The following is a 19,766-nucleotide window of genomic DNA, read 5'->3' as shown; positions in this document are numbered from 1 at the left end:
AATTTTATATAACAACTGAGTAAAAGGAGCGACAGTAATGTCCAAAATTATTGCAATCAACGCAGGAAGCTCATCTCTTAAATTCCAATTGTTCGACATGCCAGAAGAAACCGTTTTAACAAAAGGTCTTGTTGAAAGAATCGGAATGGACAACAGTATCTTCACGATTTCTGTAGATGGAGAAAAGAAAACAGAAGTCACAGATATTCCAGATCATGCAGTAGCGGTTAAAATGCTGCTTGAAAAACTAATTGAATTTAACATCATCAAAGACTTTAATGAAATTGATGGCGTAGGACACCGCGTCGTTCACGGCGGAGAAAAATTCAGCGATTCTGTTGTTTTAACAGATGAAGTCATCAAAGACATTGATCAGCTTTCAGAGCTTGCACCACTTCACAACCCTGCAAACGTTGTAGGAATCAAAGCATTCAAACAAATTCTGCCTGACGTACCAGCGATTGCTGTGTTCGATACAGCGTTCCACCAAACAATGCCAGAGCAGTCTTACCTATACAGCCTTCCGTACGACTACTACAAAAACTTTGGTATTCGTAAATACGGATTCCACGGGACAAGCCATAAGTTCGTAACAGAGCGTGCAGCAGAGCTATTAGGCCGTCCTCTTGAAGAGCTTCGTTTGATTTCTTGCCACCTTGGAAATGGTGCAAGTATCGCAGCAGTTGAAGGCGGAAAATCAATCGATACGTCAATGGGCTTCACACCACTTGCGGGTGTTGCAATGGGAACACGTTCAGGTAACATTGACCCTGCCCTTATTCCATTTATTATGGAGAAAACAGGACATACAGCTGAAGAAGTACTTTCTACTTTGAATAAGAAGAGTGGTCTTTTAGGTGTGTCTGGTCTTTCAAGTGACCTTCGTGATATCGAAGAAGCGACAGAAGAAGGAAACGACCGTGCTGAAGTAGCACTAGATATTTTTGCAAGCCGTATTCATAAATACATCGGTTCTTATGCAGCGAGAATGAATGGTGTAGATGCCATCATCTTCACAGCTGGAATCGGTGAAAACAGCTCAGAAGTGAGAGCGCGTGTACTTCGTGGTCTAGAATTCATGGGCGTATATTGGGATCCATCTCTTAACAACATGAGAGGCGAAGAAGCATTCATCAGCTACCCGCACTCTCCTGTAAAAGTGATCGTGATTCCAACGAACGAAGAAGTTATGATTGCAAGAGACGTTATGCGTTTAGCGTAACATCCTTTTGAAGCTCTTTTCCTCAGCGGAAAAGGGCTTTTTTCTATTGAAATCAGCATGCTATAATGTGAGGCAATATGAAAGGAGCGGTGTGAAGATATGAGCGTCGAAGAACATAAACGCGAAGCGAAAACGAGGCTTCATGTAAAAGTCATTACCGTCAGTGATACAAGGACAAAAGAAACAGATAAAAGCGGCCGTCTGATGATTGATTTGCTCAAAGAACAAGGGCACCTTATTCTTGCATACGATATTGTGAAAGATCACATTGGAGCGATTCAAGATGCCGTTTTAGAAGGAACAAGTGAAGCGAAGATTGATGCCGTCTTGTTAAACGGGGGAACTGGTATTGCAGCAAGGGACGTCACGATTGAATCCATTACTCCTCTTTTCTCAAAAGAGATGCCGGGCTTTGGAGAAATTTTTCGCATGCTGAGCTATACAGAAGATATTGGATCAGCCGCTATCTTATCTAGAGCGACGGCAGGGGTGATTAACCAAAAAGCCGTTTTTGCCACGCCAGGCTCTACCGGAGCAGTTCGGTTAGCCATGACCAAACTCATTATTCCAGAGCTTCCTCATGTCTTGCGAGAGCTTGAAAAAGATCAAAAATAGCCCAAAATGACTCTGCCAAGAAAATTTGGCAGAGTTTTTTTCATAAAGGGGTTGAAAAAACAATTTTTCCTTGTTACAGTGTATACATACTAAATGCATGTTTATAAATTAAAACTTATTTTTATGCAAAAAAACATTCACAGAATCAAAACAAGCGAGAGGAGCTTTTCAAACATGTCACAAAATAAAAAAGTCGTATTAGCATATTCCGGAGGTCTTGATACCTCTGTTGCAGTTAAATGGTTACAGGAGCAAGGTTACGAAGTTGTTGCTTGCTGCCTGGACGTAGGTGAAGGAAAAGATTTAGCATTCGTACAACAAAAAGCACTTCAAGTCGGAGCTGTTCAATCTTACATGATCGACGCAAAAGAAGAGTTTGCTGAAGAATTTGCACTTGCTGCACTGCAAGCACACACGATGTACGAAGGGAAATATCCACTCGTGTCTGCACTATCTCGTCCGCTCATTGCCAAAAAGTTAGTGGAAGTCGCAGAGAAAGAAAATGCCGTAGCCGTTGCACACGGATGTACAGGTAAAGGAAACGACCAAGTTCGTTTTGAAGTATCAATCAAAGCATTGAATCCAGACCTAGAAGTTCTTGCACCAGTGCGTGAATGGAAATGGTCTCGTGATGAAGAAATCGACTATGCACAAAAGCACGGTATTCCAATTCCGATTAACTTAGACAGCCCATATTCAATTGACCAAAACCTTTGGGGCAGAAGTAACGAATGTGGTATTTTAGAAGATCCTTGGGCAGCGCCGCCAGAAGGTGCTTATGATCTGACAAATCCACTTGAAAAAACACCTGACACACCTGAAATCATTGAAATCACGTTTGAAAAAGGAAAACCAACAGCCATTGACGGAATCCAGTATTCATTATCTGATCTGATCCTTCATTTAAATGAAGTTGCTGGCCAGCATGGTGTAGGCAGAATCGATCATGTGGAAAACCGTCTTGTTGGAATCAAATCTCGTGAAGTGTATGAGTGCCCAGGTGCAGTTACATTGTTAAAAGCACACAAAGAACTTGAAGACTTAACGCTTGTCAAAGAAGTAGCACACTTTAAGCCAATCGTTGAACAAAAAATGGCCGAATTAATATACAACGGCTTATGGTTCTCACCACTTAAAGGAGCACTAGATGCATTCTTACAAGAAACGCAAAAGAACGTAACAGGTGTTGTACGTGTGAAACTATTTAAAGGCCATGCCATTGTAGAAGGACGTAAATCACCATATTCACTTTATGATGAAAATCTAGCAACTTACACAAAAGCAGATGAATTCGATCATGATGCAGCTGTAGGATTTATTAACCTTTGGGGCTTACCAACAAAAGTAAACAGCATCGTGAACAAAAAGGAGCAGGTTAAAGCATGAAAAAGCTTTGGGGAGGCCGATTTCAAAAAACACCAGAAAAATGGGTCGATGAGTTTGGTGCATCCATTCATTTCGACAAACAATTAGTCAAAGAAGATCTGACCGGCTCCCTTGCCCATGCAAGTATGCTGAATAAATGCGGTATCATCGGTGATGAGGAGGCCGCTGCAATCAAAGACGGACTGAATACGCTCATGAAAAAGGCAGAGGCGGATGAACTCGATTTCTCAGTAGATTATGAGGACATTCATTTAAACCTTGAAAAAATGCTCATTGATGAGATTGGTCCGCTTGGTGGCAAATTGCACACAGCGAGAAGCCGGAATGATCAGGTCGCAACCGATATGCATTTATATTTGAATAACCAAGTAGAGCATATCATTGAGCTGATCTCTTCTTTTCAAACAGTGCTTGTAGAAAAAGCTGAACAGCACGTTGAAACGATTTTTCCAGGATATACGCACTTACAGCGTGCACAGCCTATCTCCTTTGCTCATCATATGCTCGCCTACTTTTGGATGCTTGAGCGGGACAAAGCGCGTTTTCAAGATTCATTGAAGCGGATTAATGTGTCACCACTTGGATGCGGGGCGTTAGCAGGAACGACATTCCCGATTGATCGTGAATATACAGCAGAGCTTCTGGGCTTTGACCATATTTACGAGAACAGCCTTGATGGTGTGAGTGATCGTGATTTCATTTTAGAGTTCTTGTCTAATAGCAGTCTTGTGATGATGCACCTCTCACGTCTTTGTGAAGAAATCATTTTATGGTGCTCTCAAGAATTCAAATTCATTGAACTTGATGACACGTACGCAACAGGCAGCAGCATGATGCCGCAAAAGAAAAACCCGGATATGGCTGAATTGATCCGCGGAAAAACAGGCAGGGTATATGGCAACCTGATGGGGCTGCTCACGATTATGAAAGGCTTACCGCTTACGTATAACAAAGACTTGCAAGAAGATAAAGAAGGCATGTTTGATACGGTGAAAACGATCGCTGGCAGCCTGCAAATCTTCACAGGCATGATTCAAACGATGACAGTGAACGAAGATGTCATGAAAAAAGCAACAAAAGAAGATTTCTCAAATGCGACCGAAGTGGCTGACTACCTTGCGAAAAAAGGTATGCCATTCCGTGAAGCACACGAAATCGTTGGGAAGCTTGTGTATACATGCATTCAAAAAGGCATCTATTTAAGTGACCTTCCATTTGAAACATTTACAGAAGCAAGCGGCCTCTTTGAACAAGACATTTACACTGTTCTTGATCCGTATGTTGCTGTTGAAAAAAGAACAAGTGCAGGTGGAACTGGATTCAAACAAATTCAGCTCGCTTTAGAAAAAGCAAAAGCCTGCCTAGCATAATTCGCCAAAACCATTCGTTTATACGGATGGTTTTTTTCATGGGAAAAAGGAGATTGATCTTCACTGGAGAAAATGAAAGCATACCAGTGTCAAGCTGAATAAGGAGTGACAACAGTTCATGAAGAAAACGCTTCAGGCTTTGTTTGATCAGCCTATCGTATCAGTGAAAACGTTAGGAGAACCATACGACGGCCGGGCTAATGATGTGTGGCTGATTTCCTTACAAGACCAGACGGAATATGTAGTGAAATCTCCTAAAACTGCAAAAGAAGAAAGTGAATTTGTGTATGGGATCAACATGATTTATGGAGTAGATGCCCGTACTGTACAGGAGCATCTTGATGAAATCAATGAAAAGCTGGCTCATACGAATTCCTTTCATATTCCGAAAGTTGTTCGTAAAGTGAAGAAGGCGGGGAAACACTTTTATGTCATGGAAAAAGTAGAAGGAATCCCTTTAACATCTTTTGAGGGCCGTTCAGCACAATTCTATAGGGATTACGGGAGGAAACTAGCGCATCTTCATTCATATCAAACAAATTTTTTCGGTGCAGTATACGGGGGAGAAAAGAGACATTTGAGAGAATTCCATGCGCTGTTAAAAAAGGCAGTTTCCAAACTCATCAGCCACTATTACGCTGATCAGCCTGAATATCAGAATTATGCAGAAAAGGTGCAGCAAAAGCTTGAAAAGCTAAGTCCTCCTGATGCAGCCAGTCTCATTTTAATTGATTTAGACCCATCGCAATATATTGAAGACGATGATCAAGTGACGAGTCTAGTTGATACGGAATATGTTGTATTTGGACCAGCTGCGTTTGATTTGATTGCACTAGAATATCTTTTGACAAAAGAAGCTACACAAGCTGTTCAATTGGGCTATGAAGAGATTTGCCCGCTTCCTCGCCAGCTTCATGAGGTGAGAGAATGCTATCGGTTTGTTTCGCTGCTTCTCGATATCCATGGCTCATGGGATATGAAAAAGTGGATGAATCACCCTATACGTTTTTCCCCTCACTGTTAAAGGGTTCAAAAGTGCGAAGGGAGCCGGTTTATAGTAAAGTAAAGATAACAAAAGAAACACATGAACTTGCAACCTTTGCTTTAGGAGGAGATTGTGTGCGACACGCATTAATAACAGCGGGTTCTAAAGGACTTGGCAGGAAAGTCACCGAGTCTTTACTGAATATGGGGTATTCTGTGACAGTCAATTATCGAAGTGATGATGAAGCTGTCCGGCAGATGAAAGAAGAACTGCAAGAATACGAAGAAAAGCTTCAATTTGTCCAAGGCGATGTGACAAACAAAGAAGATTTAAAAAACATGGTCGAGCTGGCAGCAGAGCGATTTGGGCGGATTGATGCCTTGATCAATAATGCTGGACCTTATATTTTTGAACGAAAAAAACTCGCGGATTACTCTGAAGACGAATGGTATCAAATGATGGAAGGCAACCTATCCGCAGTGTTCCATTTGTTCCGAATGGTGATCCCTATGATGAGAAAACAAGGCTTTGGCCGGATTATCACATATGGCTTCCAAGGAGCAGACCATGCGCCAGGCTGGATGCACAGATCAGCTTTCGGAGCGGCAAAAGTGGGTCTTGCGTCATTGACGAAAACCATTGCGATTGAAGAAGCAGAAAACGGCATCACCGCTAATATGGTGTGTCCAGGCAAAATCGTTGGAGACATGAAAGAATCAACGATAGAGGAAGCACGTCAGATAAAAGACGATGAAACACCGATTGGTCGGTCTGGGACAGGTGAGGATATCGGTCGTATCATTTCATTTCTATGTGATGACCGTTCAGACCTCATTACAGGAACCGTCATTGAAGCAACAGGTGGTCTTAATGTAATTCACAGGCACTAAGTTTTTCAGCTTTTTATAGAGGGAATAGACAAAATGAGATCAAATTCGAAAGGTGGATATATTTACATGAAAGCTACATATCATGGACATTCAGTTGTACACATTGAAACAAACGGATACCATATTTGGATTGATCCATTTTTAAATGGAAATAAGCACACGGATATCAAACCGCAAGATGTCAAAGCAGATGTGATTTTGCTCACGCACGGGCATGGAGATCACGTCGGAGACACGATTGAAATCGCTAAAAACAATGACGCACTCGTGATTGCGCCATTCGAACTTGCCACTTATTTAGGCTGGCAAGGGGTGAAAACACACCCGCTTTCTATTGGCGGCGGACGTGAATTTGAATTTGGTAAAGTCAAGCTGACGCAAGCGTTCCATGGCTCAGCGGTCATTGATGAAGAATCCAAAACGATTACGTATACAGGGATGCCATCCGGTATTTTATTTACTGCTGAAGGCAAAACAATTTATCATGCTGGAGACACGGCTCTCTTCTCGGATATGAAACTCATTGGGGAGCTGAATCATATTGAGCTCGCCTTCCTGCCAATAGGTGATAACTTCACAATGGGACCAGACGATGCGAGAATCGCAGCAGAATGGCTTCGTGCAAAACAAGTCGTACCAATTCATTACAGTACATTCCCGCCGATTGAGCAAGATCCTCACGCGTTTGCAGACAGCTTGCATGGCGGCGTGGGTCACGTATTAAACAGCGGAGAATCCATCGACATTTAATCATGATAAACAAAAGCCGGCACTCTACCGGCTTTTTTATTTGCCTGTATCGTGCTCGTGTAAAAGACAAATTGCTATTAAAAGCCTCCTGCCTTTATAATGAAATATAGATGAAAACGCTGAAAACAAAAAGGGTGAACGGGATTGGCGACAAAGCATGAGCAAATTTTATCGTATATTGATTCATTGGATGTCGGAGAGAAAATTTCTGTCCGGCGTATAGCGAAAGAAATGAAAGTCAGTGAAGGCACGGCTTACCGGGCTATTAAGGATGCTGAAAATAAAGGGTTCGTGAGCACCATTGAACGAGTCGGTACCATTCGAATTGAACAGAAGAAAAAAGAAAATATTGAAAAGCTGACATATGCGGAAGTCGTCAATGTCATTGATGGTCAGGTACTTGGCGGACGAGCCGGCTTACATAAAACGTTAAATAAATTTGTCATCGGTGCAATGGAACTGGATGCGATGATGCGATACACAGCAGCAGGCAACCTGTTAATCGTCGGAAACCGAATCAATGCTCACCGGCAAGCATTAGAGGCGGGAGCGGCTGTGCTGGTCACGGGCGGATTCTCAACAGATGATGAAATTATTCAGCTCGCAGATGAGCTTGAGCTGCCCATTTTATCAACAAGCTACGATACATTTACCGTAGCGGCTCTCATTAACCGGGCCATTTATGACCAGTTGATTAAAAAAGAAATTGTGCTTGTGGAGGATATTTTAACGCCGATAGAACGGACCGTCTATTTATCGCCAGAAGACAAACTTGAGAAATGGTATGAAAAGAATTATGAAACTGGGCACGGCCGGTTCCCGGTAGCAGACGATCAAATGAAAATTCACGGCATTTTGACCTCAAAGGATATTGCAGGCCATGACCGTTCTACACCGATTGAAAAGGTGATGACAAAAAATCCGCTGACCGTTATTGGCAAAACATCTGTCGCTTCAGCTGCACAAATGATGGTGTGGGAAGGTATTGAGGTACTGCCAGTGGTAAATGATCATGCGAAGCTGATTGGGATGATTAGCCGTCAGGACGTGCTGAAGGCGCTGCAAATGATTCAAAAGCAGCCGCAGGTCGGTGAAAAGTTGGATGATGTCGTGTCACGAGGGTTTAAGGAGACTGAGACAGAAAAACCAAAAACAGATGCGGTGTACCAATATGAAGTCTCACCACAAATGACAAATCAGCTCGGCAATATTTCGTACGGTGTGTTTACACAAATTTTAATCGAATCAGCCAACCGCTTCTTAAAGTCTCATAAAAAAGGTGAACTAATTGTAGAAAGTCTTTCTGTCTATTTCTTAAAACCAGTTCAAATGGAATCCACGATACAGATCAAACCGAATATTTTAGAAGTTGGGCGCAAGTTTGGAAAGCTGGAAGTGGAAGTTTACCATCAGTCAAATATTGTAGGCAAAGCGATGTTGATGGTGCAGCTGATGGAGAGAGGATAAATGGCAAAAAAGGGCGGCATGAATGCGCCCTTTCAGCGTGTAAACAAACCCTCGTATTCTTTATCAGTCCTGCGTGCTGGTGCTCACGAATGACAAATTCGCTCCGTAAAAGTAGCTGTCCTTCCTAGACTGCAAAGGTTTTCTAACACGCTGAAAAGAAGAGAAAGGGCTAAAATCAAGTTCATTTTAGCCCTTTCTCTATTATGCGTGGTCTTTTTCGCCTTCCTTTAAAAAGAGCGGAAGATAGTGCTTATAGGCTTTATATCCGGCCCATGTACTGCCGATACCAACTGCAACAAAAATAAACCCAATGACAAATGCGAGTGACGAGCGGTTTAAAAATAATTGATTCACACCGAAGAGCAGGACAAAGCAGCCAAGTGCCATACTTGATTTGGCAGACCAGAATTTCTTTTCGACCGGCCGGTTCGTACGGACATTCTTTGCTTTGTAGTATAAATAAAACATGGCAGAACAAATAATAAACACAATCAAAACAAGCATGTGCCAAGCCTCCATTGTAAGTGGTTACAACCCTATTTTAAACGTAAATAGGCTTGCTTACTAGAATAAATTGTCTATTCCTCACTTTTCTGTCTGGGTAGATTATGATTTAATAATAAAAAGAGTATCGCATAAGAAGGAGTATTTATGAAAAAAGAACTGATTAGAACCATATCATTATATGACACCATCATCATTCATAGACATGTAAGACCCGATCCAGACGCCTATGGATCGCAGTGCGGCCTTACGGAAATCTTGCGTGCCACCTATCCAGAAAAAAATATTTATGCAACAGGAACCCCTGAGCCATCCCTTTCATTTTTATATGAATTAGATGACGTGCCGGATGAAGTGTACAAAGGTGCCCTTGTCATTGTCTGTGACACTGCGAATCAAGCAAGAATTGATGATCAGCGCTATTCAATGGGCGATAAGCTGATGAAAATTGATCATCATCCGAATGAAGATCCGTATGGTGATTTGCTTTGGGTTGATACAGAAGCAAGCTCTGTCAGTGAAATGATTTATGAGCTGTATTTAGAGGGGAAAGAAGAAGGATATCAGCTGAATACAAAGGCGGCAGAACTCATTTATGCCGGCATTGTAGGAGACACAGGCCGTTTCCTTTTCCCAAACACAACGAAAAAGACACTCAAATATGCGGGTGAACTCATCGAATATCCGTTTTCATCATCAGACCTTTTCAATCAATTGTATGAGACAGATTTGAATGTCGTGAAATTAAATGGCTATATTTTTCAACATATCTCTTTATCAGAGAATGGCGTAGCTTCTGTTTTTATTAAACGTGACATTTTGGAGTCGTTCCAAACAACAGCGCAGCAAGCCTCACAGCTTGTTGGGACACTTGGAAATATTGCAGGGATTAAGGCATGGGTCTTTTTTGTGGAAGAGAACGATCAGATTCGTGTGAGATTCCGCTCAAAAGGCGTCGTCATTAACACCATTGCTAAAAAATATCATGGCGGAGGTCACCCGCTTGCAGCCGGTGCGTCCATATATGATTGGGCAGTTGCAGATGAGATTTTGCGTGATTTAGAAGAAGTATGTAAATCATCATCGTGAGAGAGGGGCTTCAAGTCCCCCTCTCTTTTTTTGAGCTTTGAGAAAAGGGTTACTTGGATACAGGGATAAACCAGCAGCCGATGTCAGTTGAATCTTCATAGGCTTGGAGATTTTGATGCTTTAATTCTTTTTTAATTAAATGGGCCATCATTTCTGTCTCAGCATAAGCACACATGCCGTCTTTAATCCGGCTTGCTTTGTCTCGTGCCATTTGACGATAGCTGTAAACCTCCATTGTTCTCACCTCTTTCTTATAATCATCTCGTTCTTCTTTTAGTGTATAAAAATAACAAGTGAAAAGCGATCATTGAGTGCAGAAATTCATAAAAATTCCACATCATCTATTATTCAGCAAAGGAAATACGCACTTCAAGCGAAAGCTTTGTATAGATGGTCAGTTCGGTGACTTTGGCCCGGTATGCCTTTTCTCTAATCGTATATTCTTTATTTTCCACGGTCCGTTTTAAGAGCTCTTTTGTTTTATAGACACTTTCAATATCCTTTGTGATCACCTCTGAGATATCTTCTTTCACCTGATCTTCAAATTTCAAGGTATCTGGCTCCGGGATTTTGTACTGCTCACGGTTGACGAGGTGAACGTCTACGCTCTGAATAAGCAGACGCTGCTTATTGTCTTCATTTAATTTATGCAAATCTTCCCGATAGAGTGTGATTTGTTCTTTCAGACTGTCCATATGGTGCTGCTGGCTTCTGAGCAGTGTCACCTGCTTCTCCTGAAAGGTGCCATACGTAAAGAGAAAAATCAGCCAGCTGATAATTGCGCCGAACATCATCCCAGCAAAAAAACGCTGCCAGCCTGGACGTTTATACAGCTCAGGCACCCTCATGATGACACATGCTCCTGAGTGAGCCATGTAATCAGGAGATACCCCGTTTGCGCACCGCCCATAGCAGAGATAATGAGCAAGATCTGCTTGAAAATATCACGTGTGTTCCCTTCGAAAATCCCTCTTTCAAAACTATAGACCGCATCAAAAGTTCCACCGATTGCCGCAACAAGTGCCCAAATTTTTAAGCGGTTGGCAAGACTTGAAATAATTGATAGCGGTGGCTGACCAGATAAATATGCACCTACCCCGCCTATAATGGCACCGCCCAAAATAACCCCTAGTGCGATAAAATAACAGCTAATAAAGTTTGGAATAAAGGCTTCCTTCACATCCATTTTTCCCACCTCACTCTATTCAATATATGGCGAATGCTGGACAAGTATGAACGAGCGGAAAAGAAAGAACATTTGTTTCTCACCGCATCGCGTTTTATAATGAAAGAATGAATTTAGACGAAAGGAGTGGATTAAGCATGTCCTATGTTCATCTTCAGGTCCACAGTGGATACAGCTTGTTGAGCAGTGCAGCGAAGGTCAAGGAGCTCGTATTAAAGGCGAAAGAACTTGGCTATCAAGCGCTCGCTCTTACCGATGACCATGTGATGTATGGAACGGTTGAATTTTATAAGGAATGTAAAACACATGGCATCAAGCCGATTATCGGTTTAACAGCTTCTGTCTTCATAGATGAACAAGAGACAGAGGCTTATCCTTTGATCCTCCTTGCCAAAAACAATGAAGGCTATCAAAACTTGATCAAAATTAGCAGTGTCTTGAAATCAAAGTCAAAAACCGGCCTGAAAGAGAAATGGCTGAAAGCATATCATCATGGCCTTATTGCCATCACACCAGGCGTATCCGGCTATATTGAAACGCTGCTGCAACATGATCAGCTAGATGAAGCAAGGGATGCAGCCAGCCATTTAAAAGATCTTTTTGGTGAGGAACATGTGTATTTAGCCGTTCAGCCGTTTCAGCAGGACGAAGAGCTGTCTCATAAGCTCAGGGAACTCTCAAAAAGGGCGAACATCCCGCTTGTGGCAACAGGTGACGTCCACTATATCCATCAAGAGGACAAAACCGCATATACATGTTTAAAAGCCATTAAAGCAGGCCAGCAGTTATCAGAAATTGAGGAAGACCAAGGAGACAAGCATTTCAGATCGATCGAAGAAATGATGAAGTGGTATGGTGATGATCCAGAATTGCTGGCAAGAACGGTTGAGATTGCAAACCGCTGCGAGGTCGATTTAAATCTTGGCCAGACGAAACTGCCAACCTATCCGACGCCCGATCAATCAACAGCTGATCAATTTTTACGAAGAGTGTGCCAAGAAGGCATGAAACGAAGACAGATTGCTTCAAATGACACATATATCAAAAGGCTTGAGTATGAGCTGAGCATCATTCAAAAAATGAATTTCAGTGATTATTTCCTCATTGTGTGGGATTTTATGAAGTATGCTCATGATCATGGCATTGTCACAGGTCCTGGCCGGGGATCAGCAGCAGGCTCTTTAGTTGCGTATGTTCTGTTTATTACAGATGTCGATCCGATCCGTCACGGGCTTTTATTTGAGCGTTTTTTAAATCCTGAACGCATCAGCATGCCAGATATAGATATCGATTTTCCTGACACGAGAAGAGATGAAATCATTTCATATGTAAAAGATAAATATGGGGATATGCATGTGGCGCAAATTGTCACGTTTGGAACACTTGCCGCAAAGGCAGCTTTAAGAGATGTCGGACGTGTGATGGGAATTGATTCAAAAGCAGCAGACCGCCTTGCAAAGCTCATCCCATCAAAGCCAGGGACGACACTGAAAGAAGCGGTGACAGTCTCCTCAGAATTAAAAACACTGCTCCAGCAATCTGAAGAGCTGCAAAGAGTGTTTCAAACCGCTTTAAAGGTAGAAGGATTACCAAGACATACGTCAACACATGCAGCCGGCGTTGTCCTAAGTGAGGAGCCGCTCACACAAGTCGTGCCTATTCAAGAAGGGCATGATGGAGTGTATTTGACGCAATATGCGATGAATTATTTAGAAGATCTCGGTCTTTTAAAAATGGATTTTTTAGGTTTGAGAAACTTAACATTAATTGAATCCATTAAAAACCAGATTGAAAGACAGGAAAACGTCCACATTAACTTTAGTGACATTTCATATGAAGATCAAAAAACGTTTGATTTGTTATCAGCGGGAGATACAACGGGGATTTTCCAGCTGGAGTCACAAGGTATGCGTCAGGTGCTGAGACGACTGAAACCTTCTAGTCTAGAAGATATCGTGGCTGTCAATGCCTTATACCGCCCGGGACCGATGGAGAATATCCCGCTCTTTATCGACCGAAAGCATGGCAGAGTGAAAGTCTCCTACCCGCATCCAGATTTGTATGACATCTTAAAGGATACATATGGGGTCATCGTCTATCAGGAGCAAATCATGCTGATTGCAGCAAAGATGGCAGGCTTTAAGCTGGGCGAGGCCGATCTACTAAGAAGAGCCGTTTCAAAGAAGGATAAAAAGGTGCTTGATGAAGAGCGAAGCCATTTTGTTGAAGGATGCCTAAAAAAGGAGTATCCTGTTAACATTGCAAATGACGTTTATGACCTAATCGTCAAATTTGCAAACTATGGTTTTAATAGAAGCCATGCTGTTGCATATAGCATGATCGGCTTTCAGCTTGCTTATTTAAAAGCGCATTATCCGTTATATTTTATGTGCGGTCTTTTAACGAGTGTGATTGGAAATGAAGACAAAGTGGCTCAATATTTCTATGAGGCAAAGGAAAAAGGGATATCGGTGTTGAAGCCTTCTATTAATAAGAGCGAATTTCCATTCACGGTTGAAAAAGGGGAGATCCGCTACAGCTTAAGAGCGATTAAAAATGTCGGAGTGTCAGCTGTAAAGGATATATACAGAGCAAGACAGGAAAGGCCATTTGAAGATTTATTTGATTTTTGCGCAAGGGTATCAACAAAGAGTGTCAACCGAAAAACGATTGAAGCCCTCATTTTCTCAGGGGCAATGGATGAGCTTCATCCAAATCGTGCTTCGTTATTAGCATCGATAGATATTGCGTTAGACCATGTGTCATTTTTAACACCTGAGGATCAACTGGACTTTCTTGGGGATACAACGTTCTCCATTAAGCCAAAATATGCGGAGATAGACGAACTGCCGCTTGTTGATCTCCTGCAATTTGAAAAAGAGGCACTCGGGTTATATTTATCAAATCACCCTGTACAAGCGTATCGAGATCGCTTAAGAGAGAATGGTGCAGTGGAAATCATCAGACTTTCTTCCTATATAAAGCGGAAGATCTCAATGGGTGGTCTTTTGACAAAGGTGAAATCGATTCGGACAAAAAACGGACAATCGATGGCATTTGTCACATTCGGGGATGAAACGGGAGAAATGGAAGGTGTCGTCTTTCCAGAGCAATTTAGAAAGCTGTCCCCCTTACTTGAGGAGGGCGCAATGCTTTATGTTGAAGGCAGAATAGATGTCAGAAATGAGAGCAGTCAAATCATCGTACAAGAAGCTGTTCTACTGGAAGAGATGGGCTCTAAAAGAAAAGAATCTGTCTACATTCGAGTCAAAGAAGAGAACCATACGCAGGAGCTGCTAGAACAAGTGAAGCGAGTAATCTCCATGCACAGGGGAGAAGCAGATGTCTATTTGTATTATGAAAAGCAAAAAAAGACGATGAGACTTCCAGATGCATACAAAGTTCATGCAGATCATGCGGTCATTTTCCAGTTAAAAGAGCTGCTAGGTGAACAAAACGTTGTGATTAAATGATGACAAATCGTCTGAATATGTTTTACAATTTCACCTATTGTGTTATCATTTTAAAGATTCTGTGTATTTAAACTGCCAAGTATGTGCTTATCAACTTAGCAATTCATTAAATCATTTTCCACTTGAAGGAGTGTTCATCACATGTCATTAAGAGAAGAAGCATTACATATGCACAAAGAGAATCAAGGCAAACTCGAATCAAAATCAAAGGTACAAGTGAAAAATGCGAAAGACTTGAGCTTGGCTTACTCACCAGGTGTGGCAGAGCCATGTAAAGATATTTATGACGACACAAGCAAAGTGTATGATTATACAATGAAAGGCAATATGGTCGCTGTTGTCACAGACGGAAGTGCTGTGTTAGGGCTTGGAAACATTGGGGCAGAAGCATCTCTTCCAGTAATGGAAGGAAAAGCTGTCTTATTCAAAAGCTTTGCAGGTGTTGATGCATTCCCAATCGCACTTGCAACAAACGATGTAGACAAAATCGTTGAAACAGTGAAGCTTCTTGAGCCGACGTTTGGCGGCGTGAACCTTGAAGATATTGCAGCACCAAACTGCTTTATCATTGAAGAGCGTTTGAAAAAAGAGACAAACATTCCTGTTTTCCACGATGATCAGCACGGGACAGCGATTGTAACAGTGGCAGGACTTGTGAATGCACTGAAGCTGTCTGGAAAATCAATGTCTTCAATTAAAGTGGTTGCAAACGGCGCTGGAGCAGCAGGAATTGCGATTATCAAACTTCTTTATCATTTCGGTGTACGTGATATCATCATGTGTGATACAAAAGGCGCTATTTATGAAGGCCGTCCGAATGGTATGAATGCAGTGAAAAATGAAGTAGCTAAATTCACGAACCAAGATCGTAAAGAAGGTTCTTTAGAAGAAGTGATTGAAGGCGCAGATGTCTTTATCGGCGTTTCAGTAGCAGGTGCTTTAACTAAAGAAATGGTTGGAAAAATGGCAAAAGATCCTGTCATCTTCGCAATGGCGAATCCAAACCCAGAGATCATGCCAGAAGATGCACATGCAGCAGGTGCAAGTGTTGTAGGAACTGGCCGTTCTGACTTCCCGAACCAAGTGAACAACGTCCTTGCATTCCCTGGTATTTTCCGTGGAGCGCTTGATGTACGTGCGACACACATTAACGAAGAAATGAAAATTGCAGCTGTTGAAGCGATTGCTTCCCTTGTATCAGATGAAGAATTGTCAGCGGAATACGTTATCCCTGCACCATTTGATGCACGAGTAGCGCCAGCGGTAGCCAAAGCAGTGGCAAAAGCAGCAATGGAAACGGGCGTTTCAAGAATCAAAGTAGACCCAGAAGCTGTTGCAGAAAAAACAAGAAAATTAACGATTATCGGCGAGTAATCGAATTGGAAAAGTGTGCACGTTCTTTCTGAATTTGGAGGAAAAACGTGCACCATTTCCTCTCTTACACGAAATTTTTTTCATCCTAAATGAGATTTTTTTGTAGACGTTCACAATTCACATATACCAACTACTCAGCGCCCCAAACCTATACTCATTTCTCATCAATTCCCCACTGAAAAAATTGAATGAAGGATGACAGCGTTTGACAAAAAAAGTACAATAGTTTCGGTACAGTTATGACATGTCCTATAATAGTGGATGTGCGTGTAAAGAAAAAACCCTTCAAAAAGGGAGGTAGTCATTTGTCAATCAAGAATATTTTCAGTAAAAAGAAAAAATATGCATCTGTACCCTCTGAACAGGCAAGTCAAGATGTGCCTGAAGGCATCATGACCAAATGTCCGCAATGTAAAAAAATAATGCTCACCAAAGAACTAGATAAAAATTTACGTGTTTGCATGAATTGCGGCAGACATTTGCAAATGAATGCAAAACAACGTATTGAAAGCCTTGTAGACGAAGGCACATTTGAAGAATTTAACGGTCACCTCATTTCTGAGAACCCGCTCGGTTTTCCAGGCTACGAAGAAAAGCTTCAGAAAGACAGAGAAAAAACATCTTTGAATGAAGCCATCGTAACAGGAAAAGGTGAAATTAAAGGTCAAAGTGCTGTCATTGCTGTCATGGATGCCACGTTCCGTATGGGCAGCATGGGCTCAGTCGTTGGTGAAAAGATTACATTAGCTATTGAGAAAGCAAAAGCGGACAAGGTGCCATTTATCATCTTCACTGCATCTGGAGGAGCAAGAATGCAAGAGGGGATTCTTAGTCTGATGCAGATGGCAAAAACAAGTTCAGCATTAAAGCTGTTCAGCGAGGATCAAGGTCTGATTATCTCTGTGATGACCAATCCGACAACTGGCGGTGTATCAGCTAGTTTCGCGTCTCTCGGTGATTACAACTTTGCAGAGCCTGGTGCATTAATTGGTTTTGCTGGTCGCAGAATCATTGAACAAACCATTCGTGAAGACCTACCAGAGGACTTCCAAACGGCTGAATTTTTAATGAAGCATGGTCAGCTAGATGCTGTGATTCACCGTGCAGAAATGAAAGAAACATTAGGCCAAATCTTAGCATTACACAGCACAGGAGGTGAACGAGAGTGGCTGGAGAACTAGAATTTGAAAAACCTGTCATTGAACTTCGAGCGAAAATTGATGAATTGAAAAAGTTCACACAAAACTCAGAGATGGATTTAAGTGCGGAAATTGAGCGCCTTGAAACGCGTCTGAGTAAGCTTGAAGCAGACATTTATACAAATTTAAAGCCGTGGGACAGAGTACAAATTGCTCGTCATGCGATGCGCCCAACAACTCTCGATTACATTCAAGAGCTGTTTGATAACTTTTTCGAATGTCACGGTGACCGTTTTTATGGCGACGATGAAGCCATCGTTGGAGGAATTGCCACGTTTAAAGGACTTCCTGTCACAGTCATTGGTCATCAGCGCGGAAAAGACACAAAAGAAAACTTGCGCCGTAATTTCGGGATGCCGCATCCAGAAGGTTACCGTAAAGCATTGCGCTTGATGAAACAAGCAGATAAATTTAATCGTCCAATCATTTGCTTTATTGATACAAAAGGAGCTTATCCTGGTAAAGCAGCTGAAGAACGCGGGCAAAGTGAAGCAATTGCGAAAAACCTTTTCGAAATGGCAGGACTTCGTGTACCGGTTGTCTGTATTGTCATTGGAGAAGGCGGAAGTGGTGGAGCACTAGGCTTAGGCGTAGGAAACCACCTATTTATGCTAGAGAACTCAACATATTCAGTGATTTCACCTGAAGGTGCAGCAGCATTGCTCTGGAAGGACTCATCACTTGCGAAAAAAGCTGCAGAATCAATGAAAATTACCGCTCCAGACCTAAAAGAATTAGATATTATAGATGATGTTATTAAAGAAGTGCAAGGTGGAGCACACCGAGACGTGAAACAACAAGCAGCCTACATTGAAAAAACATTAAAACAGTCACTTACATCTTTGCTCAAACAATCGCCTGAAGAATTAGTCGAACAAAGATATCAAAAATACAAAGCAATCGGCAAAGTATCGATTGAAAATCAATATATTGGGGTAAACTAAATAAACGTACAGCCTTTTGGCTGGCGTTTATTTTTTTCGTCTTTTTTCATCAAAACGATCTGATGTAAGCGCTATTTGAAAATAATTTTCTTTTGTTTTCATAAAATTTGAAACGTCTGAAAACGTTGATTTGACAAGGTTTAGAGCACTTGAATCAACTGTTTTTTGAACAAAGTGCTTTCATGACTTTCTTAACTTTTGTTTAAAAACATTTTATTTAATTGTATAATAAGTACGGTTTTAGAAATTCGTATTGAAAACATCCGGTTTTGCTCATGATTGTTTTCAAGCAGTGGAAATGGTATGTTTAATTCATATATGGTCTCTGAGGTGAAAAAGATGAAGCGTATAGGAGTTTTAACGAGCGGTGGGGATTCCCCAGGAATGAATGCAGCTGTGCGCGCAGTTGTAAGGAAAGCAATTTACCATAATGTAGAAGTTTACGGTATTTATAATGGATATTCAGGTCTAATTAACGGTAAAATTGAGAAACTCGAAATAGGTTCAGTAGGCGATATCATTCATCGTGGAGGAACAAAACTTTACACGGCAAGATGTCCTGAATTCAAGACAGTTGAAGGTCGTGAAAAAGGGATTGAGAACTTAAAAAAATTCGGTATTGAAGGACTTGTTGTCATCGGTGGAGATGGCTCATTCATGGGAGCGAAGAAATTAACAGAGCTCGGTTTTCCATGTGTAGGTGTCCCTGGCACGATTGACAATGACATTCCTGGTACTGATTTCACTATTGGCTTTGATACAGCACTAAATACAGTCATTGACGCCATTGATAAAATTCGTGATACAGCCACATCTCATGAACGTACATACGTAGTGGAAGTAATGGGAAGACATGCTGGTGATATTGCTCTTTGGTCAGGTCTTGCAGGCGGAGCCGAATCAATTTTGATTCCTGAAGCAGACTATGACATGGATGAAATTATTGCGAGATTAAGAAGAGGACATGAGCGCGGCAAGAAGCACAGTATCATCATCGTCGCAGAAGGCGTAGGCAGCGGTGTCGAATTTGGTAAGAGAATTGAAGAGGAGACAAGCCTTGAAACGCGTGTATCTGTCTTAGGACATATTCAACGTGGAGGTTCTCCAAGTGCGTTTGACCGAGTGCTCGCAAGTCGCCTAGGAGCGTATGCAGTAGAACTTCTTCTTGAAGGAAGAGGCGGACGTTGTGTAGGTATTCAAAGCAACGAACTCGTTCATCACGATATTTTAGACATCTTAGATAAAAAGCATACAGTCGATCAAAATATGTACCGACTTTCACAAGAGCTCTCTATATAAAACGAGAAGACCT

General features: G+C 41.8%; 18 protein-coding genes. 14 read left to right on the top strand and 4 right to left on the bottom strand.

What is annotated here, in order from left to right; genetic code table 11:
• The first annotated feature begins 37 nt into the window (after positions 1-37).
• The 8 genes from M2353_RS13610 to M2353_RS13575 all read left to right on the top strand — a co-directional run bounded on the left by M2353_RS13610 (position 38) and on the right by M2353_RS13575 (position 8,685).
• Positions 38-1,222: an acetate kinase gene (locus M2353_RS13610; protein WP_024718669.1), complete on the top strand. Its 1,185-nt coding sequence runs from the start codon at positions 38-40 to the stop codon at positions 1,220-1,222.
• A 99-nt stretch (positions 1,223-1,321) separates the two neighbouring features.
• Entirely contained in the window at positions 1,322-1,837 is a 516-nt protein-coding gene (locus M2353_RS13605) for a MogA/MoaB family molybdenum cofactor biosynthesis protein (protein ID WP_061419888.1), read from the top strand.
• Between the two features lie 174 nt (positions 1,838-2,011).
• Positions 2,012-3,223, top strand: coding sequence for an argininosuccinate synthase (locus M2353_RS13600; RefSeq protein ID WP_017358278.1), 1,212 nt, complete (start codon positions 2,012-2,014; stop codon positions 3,221-3,223).
• On the top strand, positions 3,220-4,593 hold the full coding sequence (argH, locus tag M2353_RS13595; RefSeq protein WP_008343150.1) for an argininosuccinate lyase: 1,374 nt from the start codon (positions 3,220-3,222) through the stop codon (positions 4,591-4,593). The genes M2353_RS13600 and argH overlap by 4 nt, the downstream gene beginning before the upstream one ends.
• 118 nt (positions 4,594-4,711) lie before the next feature.
• A complete protein-coding gene (locus M2353_RS13590) occupies positions 4,712-5,617 on the top strand; it encodes a phosphotransferase (RefSeq protein WP_284725574.1) in 906 nt (301 codons plus the stop codon).
• Between the two features lie 95 nt (positions 5,618-5,712).
• Positions 5,713-6,468 (top strand): SDR family oxidoreductase, encoded by a 756-nt coding sequence (locus M2353_RS13585; protein WP_008343153.1) that lies wholly within the window; start codon positions 5,713-5,715, stop codon positions 6,466-6,468.
• A 66-nt stretch (positions 6,469-6,534) separates the two neighbouring features.
• Positions 6,535-7,218, top strand: coding sequence for a metal-dependent hydrolase (locus tag M2353_RS13580; RefSeq protein WP_035391153.1), 684 nt, complete (start codon positions 6,535-6,537; stop codon positions 7,216-7,218).
• 144 nt (positions 7,219-7,362) lie between these two features.
• Positions 7,363-8,685, top strand: a complete 1,323-nt coding sequence (locus M2353_RS13575; protein WP_017358275.1) for a CBS domain-containing protein — start codon at positions 7,363-7,365, stop codon at positions 8,683-8,685.
• 201 nt (positions 8,686-8,886) lie between these two features.
• Here the strand turns inward: M2353_RS13575 and M2353_RS13570 are convergent, their stop codons facing one another.
• Positions 8,887-9,189: a YtpI family protein gene (locus M2353_RS13570; RefSeq protein ID WP_003216665.1), complete on the bottom strand. Its 303-nt coding sequence runs from the start codon at positions 9,187-9,189 to the stop codon at positions 8,887-8,889.
• 147 nt (positions 9,190-9,336) lie between these two features.
• Between M2353_RS13570 and M2353_RS13565 the strand changes: the two genes are divergently transcribed.
• Positions 9,337-10,278 carry a DHH family phosphoesterase gene (locus M2353_RS13565; protein ID WP_025207776.1) on the top strand — a complete coding sequence of 314 codons (942 nt, stop codon included), beginning with the start codon at positions 9,337-9,339 and terminating at the stop codon, positions 10,276-10,278.
• Between the two features lie 49 nt (positions 10,279-10,327).
• Here M2353_RS13565 and M2353_RS13560 read toward each other — a convergent pair whose 3' ends face one another.
• The 3 genes from M2353_RS13560 to ytrH all read right to left on the bottom strand — a co-directional run bounded on the left by M2353_RS13560 (position 10,328) and on the right by ytrH (position 11,464).
• Positions 10,328-10,513, bottom strand: a complete 186-nt coding sequence (locus tag M2353_RS13560) for a YtzJ family protein (RefSeq protein WP_008346082.1) — start codon at positions 10,511-10,513, stop codon at positions 10,328-10,330.
• A 109-nt stretch (positions 10,514-10,622) separates the two neighbouring features.
• Positions 10,623-11,126, bottom strand: a complete 504-nt coding sequence (ytrI, locus tag M2353_RS13555; protein WP_007501718.1) for a sporulation membrane protein YtrI — start codon at positions 11,124-11,126, stop codon at positions 10,623-10,625.
• The gene (gene ytrH, locus M2353_RS13550; protein WP_007501717.1) at positions 11,123-11,464 is read right to left on the bottom strand and encodes a sporulation membrane protein YtrH; all 342 of its coding nucleotides are present in this window, start codon (positions 11,462-11,464) and stop codon (positions 11,123-11,125) included. Before ytrH ends, ytrI begins: the two co-directional genes overlap by 4 nt.
• A 137-nt stretch (positions 11,465-11,601) precedes the next feature.
• On the opposite strand from ytrH, the gene dnaE reads away from it, so the two are divergent.
• The 5 genes from dnaE to pfkA all read left to right on the top strand — a co-directional run bounded on the left by dnaE (position 11,602) and on the right by pfkA (position 19,753).
• Positions 11,602-14,937, top strand: a complete 3,336-nt coding sequence (dnaE, locus tag M2353_RS13545; protein ID WP_274660675.1) for a DNA polymerase III subunit alpha — start codon at positions 11,602-11,604, stop codon at positions 14,935-14,937.
• Positions 14,938-15,078: 141 nt separating this feature from the next.
• Entirely contained in the window at positions 15,079-16,311 is a 1,233-nt protein-coding gene (ystJ, locus tag M2353_RS13540; protein ID WP_007501712.1) for an NADP-dependent malic enzyme, read from the top strand.
• A gap of 305 nt (positions 16,312-16,616) precedes the next feature.
• Positions 16,617-17,492, top strand: a complete 876-nt coding sequence (gene accD / locus M2353_RS13535) for an acetyl-CoA carboxylase, carboxyltransferase subunit beta (protein ID WP_008346077.1) — start codon at positions 16,617-16,619, stop codon at positions 17,490-17,492.
• A complete protein-coding gene (accA, locus tag M2353_RS13530; RefSeq protein ID WP_284725573.1) occupies positions 17,477-18,454 on the top strand; it encodes an acetyl-CoA carboxylase carboxyl transferase subunit alpha in 978 nt (325 codons plus the stop codon). Before accD ends, accA begins: the two co-directional genes overlap by 16 nt.
• A 339-nt stretch (positions 18,455-18,793) precedes the next feature.
• Positions 18,794-19,753: a 6-phosphofructokinase gene (pfkA, locus tag M2353_RS13525; RefSeq protein WP_017358271.1), complete on the top strand. Its 960-nt coding sequence runs from the start codon at positions 18,794-18,796 to the stop codon at positions 19,751-19,753.
• The last annotated feature ends 13 nt before the right edge of the window (positions 19,754-19,766 follow it).

Source organism: Bacillus aerius (genome assembly GCF_029894105.1).
In the GTDB taxonomy this organism is placed as follows: domain Bacteria; phylum Bacillota; class Bacilli; order Bacillales; family Bacillaceae; genus Bacillus; species Bacillus altitudinis.
This window is presented reverse-complemented; position numbering and strand designations above follow the sequence as displayed.

Bases quoted from the DNA above. Each gene is read 5' to 3' on its own strand.
- ytrI (WP_007501718.1), bottom strand. From the start codon at position 11,126: ATGAGGGTGCCTGAGCTGTATAAACGTCCAGGCTGGCAGCGTTTTTTT.
- argH (WP_008343150.1), top strand. From the start codon at position 3,220: ATGAAAAAGCTTTGGGGAGGCCGATTTCAAAAAACACCAGAAAAATGG.
- M2353_RS13570 (WP_003216665.1), bottom strand. From the start codon at position 9,189: ATGCTTGTTTTGATTGTGTTTATTATTTGTTCTGCCATGTTTTATTTA.
- M2353_RS13580 (WP_035391153.1), top strand. From the start codon at position 6,535: ATGAAAGCTACATATCATGGACATTCAGTTGTACACATTGAAACAAAC.
- M2353_RS13590 (WP_284725574.1), top strand. From the start codon at position 4,712: ATGAAGAAAACGCTTCAGGCTTTGTTTGATCAGCCTATCGTATCAGTG.
- dnaE (WP_274660675.1), top strand. From the start codon at position 11,602: ATGTCCTATGTTCATCTTCAGGTCCACAGTGGATACAGCTTGTTGAGC.
- M2353_RS13610 (WP_024718669.1), top strand. From the start codon at position 38: ATGTCCAAAATTATTGCAATCAACGCAGGAAGCTCATCTCTTAAATTC.
- ystJ (WP_007501712.1), top strand. From the start codon at position 15,079: ATGTCATTAAGAGAAGAAGCATTACATATGCACAAAGAGAATCAAGGC.
- M2353_RS13600 (WP_017358278.1), top strand. From the start codon at position 2,012: ATGTCACAAAATAAAAAAGTCGTATTAGCATATTCCGGAGGTCTTGAT.
- pfkA (WP_017358271.1), top strand. From the start codon at position 18,794: ATGAAGCGTATAGGAGTTTTAACGAGCGGTGGGGATTCCCCAGGAATG.
- M2353_RS13565 (WP_025207776.1), top strand. From the start codon at position 9,337: ATGAAAAAAGAACTGATTAGAACCATATCATTATATGACACCATCATC.
- M2353_RS13605 (WP_061419888.1), top strand. From the start codon at position 1,322: ATGAGCGTCGAAGAACATAAACGCGAAGCGAAAACGAGGCTTCATGTA.
- M2353_RS13560 (WP_008346082.1), bottom strand. From the start codon at position 10,513: ATGGAGGTTTACAGCTATCGTCAAATGGCACGAGACAAAGCAAGCCGG.
- ytrH (WP_007501717.1), bottom strand. From the start codon at position 11,464: ATGGATGTGAAGGAAGCCTTTATTCCAAACTTTATTAGCTGTTATTTT.